Below are 16,114 nucleotides of genomic sequence, written 5' to 3' on the forward strand. Positions count from 1 at the left end.
AGGAGAATTTAGTGATAAATAGAAATGAAATCAATGAAAACGATAAATGGGATTTATCTTTTCTATTTGAAAATGAAAAAGAATATACAAAAGCAATCAATGCTATTGAAATTAAAATCAAAGAATTTAAAAAATATGAAAAACTGGAATTAAATTTTAATTTGTTTAAAGAAATTTTAAATAAATACTACGAAATCATGGAAAATTTAGAGAAAGTCTCTTATTATGCAATGCTTCAATTAGAAACAGATGTAACCAATAAAAATTCAAATAAAATATATTCTATATGTGTCAATTTAGCTACAAAAGTAGCTAATGCTACCGCATACTTCATGCCCAAAATACTAAAAACAGACGAAAAAAAAATTCAAGCTTGGACAAATGATCCTGAACTTAAGGATAAAAAAATTGCAATTGAAAAAATACTAAGAGAAAAAAGCCATATTTTAAGTGAACAAGAAGAAAAAATACTTGCTAAGTATACACCTCTTTACTCATCTTATCAAAAGATATTCTCAGCATTAACAAATGCTGATATGGAATTTGGAGAAATTAATGGACACCCTTTAACCAATTCTACCTACACACTATTTCTACAAAACGAAAATCAAAAAATACGAAAAGAAGCTTTCTTAAGATTTTATCAAAAATACAAAAATAATGAAAATACGCTTGCTAATCTTATTATCTCAGACTTTAAGAAAAGTCACTTTATTGCAAAAACAAGAAAGTTTCAAAATACTTTTTCAATGCAGCTCTTTTCAAACAATATTGATAAAAAAGTTTATACAAATTTAATCGAAACTGTCAATAAAAATTTATCTGTGCTTAATGACTATTATGAGTTTAGAAAAAAAGTTTTAAACCAAGAATATCTATATCACTACGATGTTTACGTACCATTAACAAAAGGAATAACATTTAAAAATTCGTTTGAAGAAGCTTGTGAAAAGATATTAAAATCTTTAGAGGTACTAGGAAATGAATATACAAAAATCTTAAGAAATGGTCTTTTAAAAGAAAGATGGGTTGATAAATACGAAAATACTGGAAAAAGATCAGGAGCTTTTAGTGCTGGATCATACAACGGAAAACCTTATATACTTCTTAATTACAAAGACGAATCAATAAGAGATATGTTTACGCTTGCACATGAAGCAGGACATTCAATGCACTCTTACTTTAGCATAAAAAACAACCCATTCCCACACTATAATTATTCCATTTTTGAAGCAGAAATAGCATCAATAATAAACGAACAAATATTAGCAGAATATTTGCTTAAAAACGAAACCGATACTAACAAAATAAAATATATAAAACTCACACAAATTGACGACATAATTTCAACATTCTTTAGACAAACAATGTTTGCTGAATTTGAGTACATTATTCATGAAATGATTAGTAAAGAAGAACCCGTAGTAAAAGAAACACTAACAGAAACTTATATGAATTTGCTAAAAAAATACTTTGGATCTAGCCTAAAATTTGATGAATTAAGTCCCCTTGAATGCCTTAGAATCCCCCACTTTTATTCACCCTTTTATGTGTACCAATATGCGACAGGCATTGCAGCTGCTCTTTCAATATACAAAGACATTAAAGAAAATAAAAAAGATGCAGTAGAAAATTATATAAAATTTTTAAAAACCGGTGGTTCTAAATATCCACTAGATTCCTTAAATATTACTGGAGTAGATTTAACAAAAAAAGCAACAATAGAAAACACTATTAACATTTTTCAATGTAGACTTGAAGAGATAAAGAAAATATTCCAATAAAAGGAGATTTACTGTGAAAAATATCAATTTGATTTTAGCTTGGCTTGTACATATTTTTACAGCATCTGGCTTGATTGTAGGATTATACTCAATAATTTCAATTGTAAATGGCAATTATTCTCTTCTTTTAAAGTTAACAGTAATAGGACTTATAATAGACGGAATTGATGGAACTATGGCAAGAAAACTTAAAGTTAAAGAATTAATACCTGAAATTGATGGCACTCTACTTGATAATATTACAGACTATATAAACTATACATTCATACCTGTTATATTTTTTTATTTAGGAGAATTTATTGAAAAAAAATATAAAGTCGCCATTTGCATCGGAATTTTACTCTCGTCAGCATACCAATTCTCAAGAACAGATGCAAAAACAGATGACAACTACTTTAGGGGATTTCCTTCCCTATGGAATCTCTTTGTAATATTAAACATAATCTTTAAAATGGAACAAATAACAAATCTTATTACAATGTCAATATGCATTATAGCAAGCTTTATTCCAATAAAATTTATTTACCCATCAAAAACCAAAGAATTAAGGAAAATTACCATACCAGTAACAATAATAAGTTGCCTAATATTTGTTGTATCAATATTTTCAGAGCTGTCCACATCAGCGTTAAAAATGGCAAAAACAGTTCTTATTCTTTACTTTGCATATTTAACCTTAGCAAGCATATATTTAACTTATAAAACAAAAAATAGATGACAAAAATGTATATAAACACAATAATAGAATATATTGATTCAAACATAGCTTATTCCCCAATAGTATTTTTTTCTTTACTAATTTTAGCAGGACTTAATGTTCCTATTTCTGAAGATGCAATAGTACTAATGGGCGGAATTTTATCTAGTCGAAAAAATGAATATACTGTATTAATATTTTTAGGAATTTTTTGGGGAGCCTATCTTGGAGACATAATATCTTTTTACATTGGAAAATTAATGGGGAATAAATTATTTAAAAACAAAAAAAATAATAACTTGCTTGACAAAATAAATTACTATTATGGTCAATACGGAGTATTAACTTTATTTATAGGAAGGTTTATACCCTTTGGAGTTAGAAACGCAATATTTATATCAGCGGGAATGGGAAATATGGAATCTAATCTATTTATTGTTTCTGACTTTTTTGCAACTTTGCTCTCAATAATCGTTTATTTTACTCTAAGCTTTAAACTAGGCCAATCATTTGAAATAATATTTTCAAAAATAAAAATAATTATATTTGCAATATTTATTACTGTAATAGCAACAACAATAATAATTTACGTAATTAAAAAAAATAAAAAAGTTGACAAAAATTTAAAATAAAAAATATAATGGTTAATAGTGCTGTGGTGGTGGAAGTGGTAGACACGCTAGCTTGAGGGGCTAGTGGGCGTAAGCCCGTGCTGGTTCAAGTCCAGTTCACAGCATCAAAATTGTTAGCATATTATTAAATAAAATTGACAAAAATGCGATATAAAAGGATATTAGAGAATAAGTTGTTATGAGTTATTTTCAAGAGGATAAATGTCTAAATACGAATTCATAAAAATTGAAAAAAAATGGCAAGAATTTTGGGATAATGACAAAACATACAAAGTAGAAGAAGACCCAAACATTCCCAAGGAAAAAAGATTATATATACTTGACATGTTTCCCTATCCTTCTGCCAACGGACTTCATGTTGGCCATCCAGAAGGATACACAGCCACTGACATATTTGGAAGATACAAGCTTTTGAATGGATTTCATGTACTTCACCCAATAGGATTTGATAGCTTTGGACTTCCTGCTGAAAATTACGCAATACAAACAGGAACTCACCCTCAAAAAAGTACAGAAGAAAATATTAATAAGTTTAAAAAACAAATAAAAGCTTTAGGGTTTGCCTATGATTGGGATCGAGAAATTAGAACACATGAGGAGAATTACTATAAATGGACTCAGTGGATTTTCCTGCAATTATATAAAAAAGGGCTGGCCTATGTAAAAGAAATGCCTGTATGGTACTGCCACGAGCTTGGAACGGTACTGGCAAATGAAGAGATTATTCAAACTTCAGATGGACCAAAATCTGAGAGAGGATTTTACAACGTAGAAAAAAAATATTTAAGACAGTGGGTTTTAAAAATTACAAAGTATGCTGAAAGATTGTTAGGCGACCTTGAAGAATTGGAATGGCCTGAATCTGTAAAAGAAATGCAACGAAATTGGATTGGCAAATCAATAGGAGTTGAAATTGACTTCGAAATTGAAGGCCACAACGATAAAATCAAAGTCTTTACAACAAGACCAGACACAATTTTTGGCATAACATATTTAGTAATCGCACCAGAAAATAAACTAATAGAAAAAATAACAAAAAACAACTTTAAAAAAGATGTATTAAAATATGTAAAGCAGGAAGAACTCAAAAGCGATCTTAGTAGAGCCTCTCTTGAAAAAGATAAATCGGGAATTTTTACAGGATCTTACGCATTTCATCCAATAACAAATGAAAAAATTCCAATTTGGGTTGGAAGCTACGTGCTAGGAACTTACGGGACTGGAGCTGTAATGGGTGTTCCAGCTCATGATGAAAGAGACTTTCAATTTGCTAAAAAGTATCAATTAAAAATTTTACCTGTGATATCAAAATCAGGAAAAAATGAAATATTAGAAAAAGCATTTATTGATGATGGAATTTCAATAAATTCTCCTAATGAATTTAATAATCTTAAAAATTCTGAAGTAAAAGACAAAGTAATAAAATGGCTTACTAAAAACAAAAAAGGGAAAGAAAAAGTTACCTACAAGCTTAGAGATTGGATTTTTTCAAGACAAAGATACTGGGGAGAGCCTATACCCATTTTGTTTGATAAGCTTGGAAATACAATACCTTTAGAGGAAAATGACCTCCCCTTAAGACTCCCAGAAATTGCAAACTATAAACCCTCTGGAACAGGCGAATCTCCTTTGTCAAGAATTAAAGATTGGATAAACGTAAAAGATATGGGTTTTACAAGAGAAACAAACACAATGCCTCAATGGGCAGGCTCTTGTTGGTATTATTTAAGGTACCTAGACCCTAAAAACCCAAAAGAGTTTGCAAATAAAAAAAAAATTGAATATTGGATGCCAGTTGACCTATACATAGGGGGAGCCGAACATACAGTATTACACCTGCTTTACTCAAGGTTTTGGCACAAGGTTCTTTATGATCTAGGATACGTAAATACCAAAGAACCTTTTAAAAAATTAATAAATCAAGGCATAATAACGTCATTTTCTTATCAAAAAGAAAATGGGATTTTAATACCCAATGACCAAGTTATAGAAAAAGACAATAAATTTTTTGACAAAAAAGATAACAAAGAAGTAACACAAGTAATTGCCAAAATGTCAAAATCTTTAAAAAATGTAATAAACCCAGACGACATCATTAAGGAATTTGGAGCAGACTCAATGAGAATTTATGAAATGTTTATGGGACCACTAACAGATTCTAAGCCTTGGAACACTAAAGGCATTATTGGTGTTTTTCGATTTTTAAACAAAATTTGGAACTTAAGAGAAAAAGAACTATCAAAAGAGAATCCCCCAAAGGAAATAATATCTGAACTACATAAAGTAATAAAAAAAGTCACAGAAGACACAGAAAAACTAAATTTTAACACAGCAATCTCCGCCATGATGATATTTATAAATGAACTTCTAAAGTATGAAAAAAATTATTTAAACATATTTAAACCGTTTATCATTATTTTATCTCCCTATGCACCCCATTTAGCAGAAGAGTTATGGGAATATATTGGAGAGCTTCCCAGTTTATTCAAAAATTCAAAATGGCCAAAATTCGATGAAAGCCTTATTATTAAAGATAAAAAAGAAATTGTCTTACAAATAAATGGAAAAATAAAAGACAAAATTTTACTAAACAAAGAGACAGGCGAAAAAGAACTAAAAGAAATAGCAATGGGAAATAGCAAAATAAAATCAAACTTATTAAATAAAAAAATAGTAAAAATAATTGTAATTAAAAACAAGCTTGTCAACATAGTGATAAAGTAAAAAAGAGGCATGATATGGATTTTGAAGGTCTAAGCATTAAACATAAAGGAACTATATTCACAATATTTATCTTAATTACTATTTTTTTAGGATTTTTTTTAAAAAATCTTAAATTCGATGCAAACATCTTAAAACTTATACCCAAGACCAAAGAAACTGAAAGCTTAATAGACATTGACAAAAGTAATTCACTTTTATCTACAATAGTAATATTTCAAGATAAAAAAAATATTTTCAATAAAAAAAATTTTGAAACAATAAACAGCGTAATCAATGAAATAACCAAAATTTTAAAAGTATCTCCAAATGCTGTTACAAGCATATTTTCTTATTTTCCACAATTTAAAAAAGAAATCTACACGGATAAAGATATAGAAGAAATAAAAAACAAAATAAAGTCAACTCCATTTGTAAAAAACACATTCTTAGGCAACTCAGAAAATTTAATATACTTCATAATAATTCCATCAGAGAGTGACCAAATCAACTTCAGTAGAAATTTAAAAACTGAACTTGATGAAATGGAGAAAACAATTAAAAAATATGAAACAGACGACTTAAAGTTGTATCTTACGGGGGATTTAATAGTAAGAGAAAAAATATTAAATTATATGGTTGAAGACTTTAAGATCTTAGGACCTCTTGCTACTTTTGTAGTAATAATTTTACTTTATCTTATTATAAAAAATCTAATTGGCGCATTAATTCCTATTTTTATTGCATTATTATCATTGATTTGGACTTTTGGAATTAAAGGGCTTGTACAATCCCCTATTACAGTGCCAGAAACTTCAATGATTGTTTTACTTATTTCAATAGGATGTGCCAATGCTGTGCACATAATAAATGAAATATTTAAATTAATAAAAAAAGAACAGCTCTCAAAAGAATCCATAAAAGCAACAATTAAAAAACTTAAAACGCCCATCTTGCTCACATCTCTTACCACTGCATTTGGATTTTTATCTCTTACAACCTCTTCAATTAATGCATACAAAACAATGGGAATTTTCATGTCAATTGGAGTAATTATCTCAATGATAATCTCATTAACCGTTTTACCTGGAATAATAACATTAATCCCATTTACAAAAAAAAGGTCTTTTGAAAAAGAAAATAAAGCAAATAAAATATTTTTCCTTGAAAAGCTTGCCAAACTAAACACACAAACAACAAAATCTATATTAAAAAGAAAATATACATCCTCTATAATGGTACTTATTATACTGGGAATTTCTGTTGTAGGTCTTTTAAAAATAGAAATCAATTTTGATGAAAAAGATTACTTTAAAGAAAGCACAAGTGTAAAAAAAACACTAAATCTAATGCAAAAAGAGATGGGGGGAATATCGATTTTCAAAATAGAAATTGAAGGCAACCCCGGTGAATTCAAAAATGCTAAAGCAATGCAAACATTAGACTTAATTACAGACAAACTTGATGCATTTTCTACAAAAACTCAATCTAGTTCTATTAATGGAATTTTAAAATTTACAAATTTTAAAATTAAAAAAGAATCGCCACTAGAGTATAAACTGCCTGAAAACAAAATTATACTAAACAAACTAATAAATTTGGTAGATAGAGGTGATTGGACTAAAGAAAATAAAAAAATGTACATTAATGATGATTGGTCGTTAATATCTATTATAGTAAGAATTGAAGACAACTCAACCGAAGGAATAAAAAAATTTGAAAAATATGCTATTAAAACAATTAATGAATATATGAGAAATAATAAATATCATTTCTCAGGAGTTTATGATAAGGTATTAATAGCTAAAACAATGGTAAAAGAACAGGTTATGAACATTATAACAACTCTTGGATCAATAACACTACTACTTATGTTTTTCTTCAAATCTATAAAAACCGGAATAATTATTGCAATCCCAGTAGCATGGTCAGTGTTTTTAAACTTTGCTATAATGAGATTATTTGGCATAACTTTAAACCCTGCAACAGCAACAATTGCATCTGTAAGCATGGGAGTGGGAGTAGATTATTCAATTCATTTTTTCAATACGTTTATTTTACAATACAAAAAAAATCAAATCTACAAAACTGCACTTCTTGAATCAATACCCAGCGTTTTTAATGGAATATTTGCAAATTCCATTTCTGTTGGAATAGGATTTTTAACACTAACATTTTCGTCTTATAAAATAATATCAACTCTTGGAGCAATAATTGCGTTTACAATGCTAACAACATCTCTTGCATCGCTAACCCTTCTTCCATTATTAATTCATTTATTTAAACCTAGAGTAAAATTAGTCTCAAACAACAATGTTAAAAAATTAAAACAATAATTTAATGACCTCGCGCATATTATCTACAAGATAAAAATTAATACCACTCTTAATATTAATAGGAATCTCTTCTAAATCCACTCTATTTGCCTTAGGAACAATAATGTGCTCCACACCACTGCGCTTTGCTGCAATTATTTTTTCCCTAAGGCCTCCTATCATCATTACATTCCCAGTAAGAGAAAGTTCTCCTGTCATAGCCAAATGAGGTCTAACAACCTTATTAAGAGCAAGAGATATAAAAGCACTAGCTATTGTAATTCCTGCAGAAGGTCCATCTTTTGGGGTAGCTCCTTCTGGAATATGTAAATGAATAATATTTTTTTCAAAAAAAGATTTACTAATACTTAATTCTTCCTTAATACTATTAACATAAGTATAGGCAATATTAGCAGATTCTTTCATAACATCACCAAGTCTACCTGTCAATTTAATTCCACCCACCTTGGACTCTGTCTTTACAGTTTCAATCATTAAAGTTGAACCTCCATAATTTGTCCAAGCAAGACCCATTACCATTCCTGAATACATAGCATTAGACATGCTTTCCTTTCTAAAAACAGGCACACCAACATATTCTTCTAGATTGTCATTGGAAATTTGATAAGATTTAACCTCAGTATTCTCAATAAGCTTTCTAGCAACCTTCCTTACAATTTTGTTTAAATATTTTTCAAAATTTCTCACCCCATTATCTCTTGCATACTCTTGAGCAATTTGAACAAGAGAAGAACTTTGAAATTTTAAAGAATCTTTATCAACTCCGTTTTCACTTAAAACTTTGGGAATTAGATACTTTCTTGCAATTTCTATTTTTTCGTTATCAACATATCCAGAAATTTCAATAATCTCCATTCTATTTAATAAAGGTCTTGGAATTGTTTCAACAGAATTAGCAGTTAAAATAAAAAATACATTCGAAATATCAAAAGGAAGATCAAGATAATGATCTCTAAATCTAACATTCTGTTCAGGATCTAAAACTTCAAGAAGAACTGAAAAAGGATCTCCATAACTTGAAGCAGAAATCTTATCTACCTCATCAATTAAAAAAACAGGGGAATTTGTCTTAGTAATTCTTAAACCCTGAATAATTTTTCCAGGCAAAGCACCAACATAGGTTCTTCTGTGTCCCTTAATCTCTGACTCGTCGCGCATTCCGCCAACAGAAAATCTGAAAAACTTAGTACGCAAAACCTTTGCAATAGCGGCCCCAATAGAAGTTTTACCCACACCAGGGGGTCCCACCAAAAGAATAATAGCCCCCTTTTGGGTCTTTCTTAATTTAAGAACAGAAATATATTCAATAATTCTATCCTTAACTTCGTTCATTCCATAATGAGTTTTATCTAAAATTTTTTTAGATTTTTGCAAATCTAATTTATCAAAATTAATTTTCAAATCTCGCCAAGGAAGCTCAGTAATAAGTTCAAGATAATTTCTAACAACAATATATTCAGCCGAACTTGTCTCAAGAAGTGAAAATTTTTCTAGCTCTTTTTCAACTACCTCCAAAGGCTCTCCCTTTAACTCTAAAGCCTTTAGCTTAGTTTTAAGCTTTTCTAAATCGCTACTTTTTTTATCTCCTATTCCAAGTTCAGCTTTAATAGCCTTAAGCTGTTCTTTTAAAAAAAATTCTTTTTGCTGTTTCTCTAATCTCTCTTGAATCCCCTTAGTAATTTTATTTTGAATTTCAATTAAATTAAGCTCTTCATAAATCAGTTCTAAAACTTTTTTAAGTCTATCTTTTACATTCAAAGTTTCAAGAACTATTTGATGATCATTTTTTGAAGATGAAATAGTGCTGGCCACAATATCACATAGTTTTCCCTTATCCTCAATATTAACCATATTTAATTGAACTTCCGGCATTTTCCTATGTGCAAATATTTCTTTGGTTCTAAGCAAAATACTACTGTAAACCGCCTTTGATTGAATATCATCTTTTCTAACTGGAATTTGCTTTAAATAGTCAATCTCAATTATGGGAAACTTGTCATTAAGAACAACTTTAACAAATTTAATCCTATCAAAAGTTGAAACAAATATATTGTAACCACCATCTGGAAGATTAATTTTTTTTATTATCTTTCCAGTAACTCCAACAGAATAAATATCTTTACTATAATCAATAATTAATTTCTGTTGAGCATTATTGTTGTTTTTTTCTAAAAATTTATCATTCAAAACAAACAAGGCAATGATCCCATTGCCTTTCATAGCATAATCGATTGCTTTCATATCAGAATCAGAAATTAGAACAATCGGAATAAACATCCCTGGAAAAACTGGGTGAGAAGGAACCGATATTAAAGGCACCCTTGCAGGTTTATTAGAATGAGGCAAAATCCCAGCTATGGCTTTTTCTTTTTTTTTATCTACTGACCTAGCTTTTTTAGATTCATCCATAAAATTTGAAATCTCCTGAGCTAATTATAACAAAACAAATATTTTATGAAAATTCATTTAATAATAATTTTTTTTATTATAAAATAATAAAATGAGAATTTTAACAATTAAAATTATGCCTATAAATTTGGATTATGATAAAAATCACAATCCGCTAAGAATATACCATTCAACAACAAACATAATGACTACTACTTAAAATTAATTAATCCATGGTGAAGTTAGTAAAGAATAATCCTTGAAAAATCGATTAAAAATAAATTCTAGAGAAGTAAATGAAAATTTGGAAACAAAAAGAAACTAATATACAAACCCAAGAATTAACTCGCGTTGCTAAGCAATACAATATCAATACCTTTCAGGCAAGTTTACTTATAAAAAGAGAAATCAAAGAAGAAGATTTCATGTTTTTCCTTGAAGACAGCGTCAATTTATTACACAACCCATTTTTATTGAAAAATATAGATAAATTTATAAAAAGAATTAATAAAGCAATAAAAAATAATGAAAACACATTAATCTTTGGAGATAAAGATGCTGATGGAATCACAGCAACAATAATAATGTATGAAACTCTTAAAGATTTTGGACTTAATGTGAGCTACAAAATACCTTCAAATGGAGAATTTTATGGACTTTCAAACGAATTAATCAATATGGCTTTAGAAAAAAAAATCTCTTTAATCATAACTGTTGATAATGGTATTTCTAGCATTGAAGAAATAAACTATGCAAATTCAAAAGGAATAGAAATAATAATAACAGACCACCATCTTCCAAGCGAAGATTTTAAAACTGAAAGCATAGTTATAAATCCTCACCTAAAAGATGACAAATATCCATTCAAAGAAATAGCAGGCTGTTGTGTAAGCTTTAAAACTTGCCTTGCACTTAGCATGTCCTTTACAGACCTTTATTCTAAAAACCTTGTATTTTTATTTTTAGAAAAAACAAAAAATGAAATTATTCTTCATGCAATAGAAATAAACAACTATATTCTAAAACAATATCTAAGATTAAATAATAAAAATGATCCCTTAATTAACTCAAACAAACTAGAAAAATTTGTACAAAACAAATACATAGCAATCTTTAATAAAGAAGATCAAGATCAATTATTAAATAAACACTTAGCAAGAAACATAAACATAAACACAATTGATATTAGTGAAAATTTTATAAAAAAATATCCAAATTTTAGAAAAAAAACATTAACAGACTTAATCCAAGCAACTAAATATTTCAAATATAAAGAAGTTGAAATTAAAGACAAGCTTTACTACATATTTTACAACATAATTTTTGAAACTAATAAAAACTTGCTCCAAAAATGCCTAAAAAGACTTAGTTTTGTTGCAATAGGAACAATAGCAGACAATATGCCCATTATTAATGAAAACAGAATAATCCTAAAAGTAGGGCTTAAAGAAATTGCCCTAAGAGAGAGAATGTCTATTAATTATCTATTAAAAGATGCAAACATATTAACAAAACCAAATATAACTTCAATGGATATTGCATATAAAATTGCACCAATACTAAACTCAACAGGAAGGCTTGAAAAAGCAGATATTGCAATAAATTTTTTACTAACTAACGATATTAATCAAATAGAGAACAAATTTAAAGAAATAAAAGAAATCAACGAACTGAGAAAATACAAAGAAGAAAAAGCTTGGAATTCGCATAATAAAAATACCATTTTTAAAAACGATAAATTCATAGTTTGCTATGATAAAAATACTCCAAAAGGAATAAGTTCTAGAATTGCAACTAGACTTTCTTCTTACTACCAAAAAGTTGCTATTTTTTTAACAAAGCAAGATAATATTATTAAAGGATCAATTAGATCAAACAATAAAATCAATTCAAAAACACTAATATCAATAATACCTCCCCATTTAGTAATAAATTCAGGAGGACATAAAGCTGCAGCTGGATTTACACTGCATGAAAATTTACTCGAAGACTTTATTAAAGAATTAGAATATGCAACTACAAAAGTTGAATATGAAACTACTGATGAAAACGAATCAATACTAATAGATGCTATTCTTCCAAAGAATTTAACAAAAGATTCTCTTTTCAAAACAATAGAAATATTTGAACCTTATGGCTATGAATTTAGAGAGCCGGTATTAATGATGGAAAACGTCTACCTTCAAGAACTCAAAATAATTGACAAAAATCATAGCTCAAAACATATAAATATGCGAATTAAATCACAAAACGATTACTATAAAGCTATTTTTTTTAACGGAACAAAAAAAATAGAAGAATTGGACATAAAAGAAGATCAATATTTAGACATCATTTTTACAGTTAATGAAGATTTTTATTATCCTAGAGAAAAAATTTTGAAAATCATAGACATAAAAAAGAGTGCTCAAATCAATGTATAGAATACAAAAAGCCTTACTTGTATTGTGTATTCTAGGAATAGAAAATATAAATTCAGAAATAATAGATACTATCCCCAAAGTTCAATATAAAAAAGAGGCATTTCAAGGAGATTACATATACTTTGCAAGTAATCAAATCTTTAAAAGTTTATCACTTTTAAGCACAAGTAAAAATCCAATCATAAGCTCTTCTCCGCTTAAATTTACAGTAGGAAGCAAAACTTACTATATAGCATTCATAGGAATTACACCAATGATAAAAGAGGGCAAAAGAAAAATTCAAATAGAATTCAAAAATAAAAGCTACATCAAAGAAATAGAAATAAAAAAATTTAACTTCAAAAGAACAAAAATTAGTTTTAATAAAGAAAAAGCCAAGCTTATAACCCAAAAAAAATCAACAAAACAAAAAGAACAAGCTTTGGTTTTGTGGAATATTATTGGCAATACTGGAGACACAACAATATATCACTATGATACTTTAGTTAAACCAATAAAAGATCAATACATTGTAACAAGCCAATATGGAGATTTGAGGCTTTACATGCAAGATGGCAAAAAAATTTCAAATTATACAATGCACAATGGGATTGATTATGCTCCATTTAAAAAAGAAAATACTCCAATTTTTGCTGCTGGTAAAGGAAAAGTTGTGTTTGCAAAAAATAGAGAGCTAACGGGCAATACCCTTATAATACAACATTTACCGGGAGTATTTACAATTTATCTTCACCTCTCAAAATTGGGAATAAGTGAAAATAAAATAGTTAGTGCTGGAGAATATATTGGACATACTGGAAATACAGGTCTTTCAACAGGCCCTCATTTACACTTCGAAGTAAGAATTAATGGTATAGCAATAAACCCAGATTTTCTTTTAAATGGCATGCTTATTGACAAAAATAAAATAATAAATAATATTAAAAGAATAGAATAAAAGGAGGTGATTTTTTGGTAACAGTCACTGTGGACAAAAATGAAAATCTTGAAAAAGCATTAAAACGTTTTAAAAGAATGATTGAAAAAGAAGCAATTATTCGCGAATGGAAAAGAAGAGAGTACTATGAAAAACCATCCACAATACGTGTAAAAAAGGAAAAAGCTTTTAAAAGAAAACAGGCAAAAAAAGTAAGAAAATTAAAACAAAAAACTAATAGATAGATCGCAAGAGATGTTCAAATGGATATCTCTTTATTTTAAATCAATACCTCTCTTGGTTTTGATCCATTAACAGGGCCTACATATCCCATATCTTCCATGATTTCAATAATTCTGGCTGCTCTATTGTAACCTATCTTCAACCTTCTTTGCAGATAAGATGCTGAGGCTTTTCTTGTGGCTTTAACAATCTCAAGAGCCTCATCAAACATTGGTTCATCAGAAGGTCCAAGAGCAACTAAATCTGGCTCTTTTACACTATCAATAAATATTTCATCATCAATATAATTTGGAGAACCAAATTTTTTAACCTCTTCAACAAGCCTGTAAACTTCTCTTTCTTTTAAAAATCCACCCTGAATTCTTTGTGGAAAAGGATTTAAAGAACTAATATAAAGCATATCCCCCTTTCCCAAAAGCTTTTCAGCCCCAGAAGATCCAAGAATTATTCTTGAATCCATAGAGCTGGCTACCATGAAAGAAATCCTAGAAGGAAAATTGGCTTTTATTACCCCCGTAATAACGTCAACCGAAGGTCTTTGGGTTGCAAGAACCAAATGAATTCCCACAGCTCTAGCCATTGCAGCAAGTCTAGAAATTAAATTTTCCAAATCTTTTCTTGCAGAAAGAATAAGATCTGCAAATTCATCAATAATTATTACAAGGTATGGTAAAATCATTAAATTTAAATTTTCATCTTTTATTTTTTTATTATAAGAAGAAATATCTCTTACCAATAAATTATCAAGAAGGACATACCTTCTCTCCATTTCATCAAGACACCATCTAAGAGCCTCTAAAGCTCTTTTTACATCTGTAATAACTGGAGTTAATAAATGGGGAATATCATTGAAAAGTTTAAGCTCAACTATTTTGGGATCTATCATAATCAATTTCACTTCATCTGGAGATTTTGAAAAAATAATTGAAGCAATTAAAGAGTTCACACAAACAGATTTACCTGCCCCAGTTGCGCCAGCTATTAATAAATGCGGAGAATTAACAAGGTCAAAAACAATATTTTCACCACTAATCTCCTTTCCAAGGGCAAAAGGAATTCTAAAATCACCTCTGAATTCCTTGCTGTCTATTATCTCTGAAATCAAAATAAACTCACGCCTTTTATTAGGAATTTCAATTCCTACAGCTTCTCTGCCAGGAATTGGAGCAATAATCCTAACCCTAATAGCAGCAAGCCTTAAGGCAATATTATCAGAAATAGAAGTAATCTTAGAAAGCTTAATTCCCTTATCAGGACAAACAGCATACATTGTAACAACAGGGCCTTTAATAATATCAATTAATTTGGCATTAATATTAAACTCTTTTAATGTCTCCTGGAGAATAGTTGATTGCTTTTGAATTTCTTTATCATATTCAATATCCTCTACATCATTTTTAATCTCTTTCTGATCAAAAACTGAAATATCAATAACGTAAGAATCGCTTTTTTTATTCAAAGCTACATTTTCGCTATAAACATGAGGAATAGCAACTTGACTAATTATGCCCTTAGCCCTTATATCACAGGCTTTAACCTTCCCGCTAATAATTAACTTATTATCCTCAAGATTGTCTAAATATTTATACTCACAAGACGCATCAATTTCATCTGCATTTTCATCTGAATTTAAAGCATTTTCATTTAAAGCATCCTTATTTAAAGGACTTTCTTCTTCGAGATCTGAGCCTTCAAAAACAGTTTTGTCTAAATTAATATTGGAAGGTTTTTTATTGTTTCTTAAAAAAGCACTAAATGACCATAAAGCTTGATATTCTTCATCATTAATAATATTCTTCTTCTCATCAAAAACTTGAGAATCTTTAGGATCATCTACAGGATCTCCATAAACTTTAATATCTTTTTTTATATCCAATGAATTTGAAAAGGGAAAATAACTTAATATGTTTTCAAACAAAATTTTAATCTTAAACTCTAAAAATTTAAAAGTATCTAAAATAAAATTAACATCCTTGAAAAGGACATAATTTAAGT

The 16,114-nt window shown here is 28.6% G+C and carries 10 protein-coding genes and 1 tRNA gene; 9 read left to right on the forward strand and 2 right to left on the reverse strand.

From position 1 onward, the window contains the following. Positions 1–11: 11 nt before the first annotated feature. From pepF to LRB30_RS04195, 6 genes are all read left to right on the forward strand, one after another. A complete protein-coding gene (gene pepF / locus LRB30_RS04170; protein ID WP_231013622.1) occupies positions 12–1,784 on the forward strand; it encodes an oligoendopeptidase F in 1,773 nt (590 codons plus the stop codon). Positions 1,785–1,797: 13 nt separating this feature from the next. Continuing rightward, positions 1,798–2,502, forward strand: a complete 705-nt coding sequence (gene pcsA / locus LRB30_RS04175) for a phosphatidylcholine synthase (RefSeq protein ID WP_231013621.1) — start codon at positions 1,798–1,800, stop codon at positions 2,500–2,502. After that, on the forward strand, positions 2,499–3,113 hold the full coding sequence (locus LRB30_RS04180; protein ID WP_231013620.1) for a DedA family protein: 615 nt from the start codon (positions 2,499–2,501) through the stop codon (positions 3,111–3,113). The genes pcsA and LRB30_RS04180 overlap by 4 nt, the downstream gene beginning before the upstream one ends. Before the next feature lie 20 nt (positions 3,114–3,133). Continuing rightward, positions 3,134–3,217, forward strand: a tRNA-Leu gene (locus LRB30_RS04185). 97 nt (positions 3,218–3,314) lie between these two features. Continuing rightward, positions 3,315–5,837 (forward strand): leucine--tRNA ligase, encoded by a 2,523-nt coding sequence (gene leuS, locus LRB30_RS04190; RefSeq protein ID WP_231019742.1) that lies wholly within the window; start codon positions 3,315–3,317, stop codon positions 5,835–5,837. 14 nt (positions 5,838–5,851) lie between these two features. Beyond that, a complete protein-coding gene (locus tag LRB30_RS04195) occupies positions 5,852–8,149 on the forward strand; it encodes an efflux RND transporter permease subunit (RefSeq protein ID WP_231019744.1) in 2,298 nt (765 codons plus the stop codon). On the opposite strand, the gene lon is transcribed toward LRB30_RS04195, so the two are convergent. Further along, positions 8,138–10,558 (reverse strand): endopeptidase La, encoded by a 2,421-nt coding sequence (lon, locus tag LRB30_RS04200; protein WP_231013617.1) that lies wholly within the window; start codon positions 10,556–10,558, stop codon positions 8,138–8,140. The two genes, LRB30_RS04195 and lon, sit on opposite strands and share 12 nt — an antisense overlap. Before the next feature lie 275 nt (positions 10,559–10,833). Here lon and recJ point away from each other — a divergent pair, with 275 nt between their 5' ends. The 3 genes from recJ to rpsU are packed head-to-tail and all read left to right on the forward strand — an operon-like array spanning position 10,834 to position 14,121. Continuing rightward, complete coding sequence (gene recJ, locus LRB30_RS04205) at positions 10,834–12,960, forward strand: single-stranded-DNA-specific exonuclease RecJ (RefSeq protein WP_231013616.1); 2,127 nt, start codon at positions 10,834–10,836, stop codon at positions 12,958–12,960. Next, positions 12,953–13,897, forward strand: a complete 945-nt coding sequence (locus LRB30_RS04210) for a M23 family metallopeptidase (RefSeq protein WP_231019747.1) — start codon at positions 12,953–12,955, stop codon at positions 13,895–13,897. The genes recJ and LRB30_RS04210 overlap by 8 nt, the downstream gene beginning before the upstream one ends. Positions 13,898–13,911: 14 nt before the next feature. Next, positions 13,912–14,121, forward strand: coding sequence for a 30S ribosomal protein S21 (rpsU, locus tag LRB30_RS04215; protein WP_002656880.1), 210 nt, complete (start codon positions 13,912–13,914; stop codon positions 14,119–14,121). 35 nt (positions 14,122–14,156) lie between these two features. Here rpsU and LRB30_RS04220 read toward each other — a convergent pair. Continuing rightward, the coding region (locus tag LRB30_RS04220) for a DNA translocase FtsK (RefSeq protein ID WP_231019749.1) at positions 14,157–16,114 on the reverse strand (1,958 nt) is incomplete at its 5' end.

This window comes from Borreliella americana (assembly GCF_021043605.1).
Classification (GTDB): domain Bacteria; phylum Spirochaetota; class Spirochaetia; order Borreliales; family Borreliaceae; genus Borreliella; species Borreliella americana.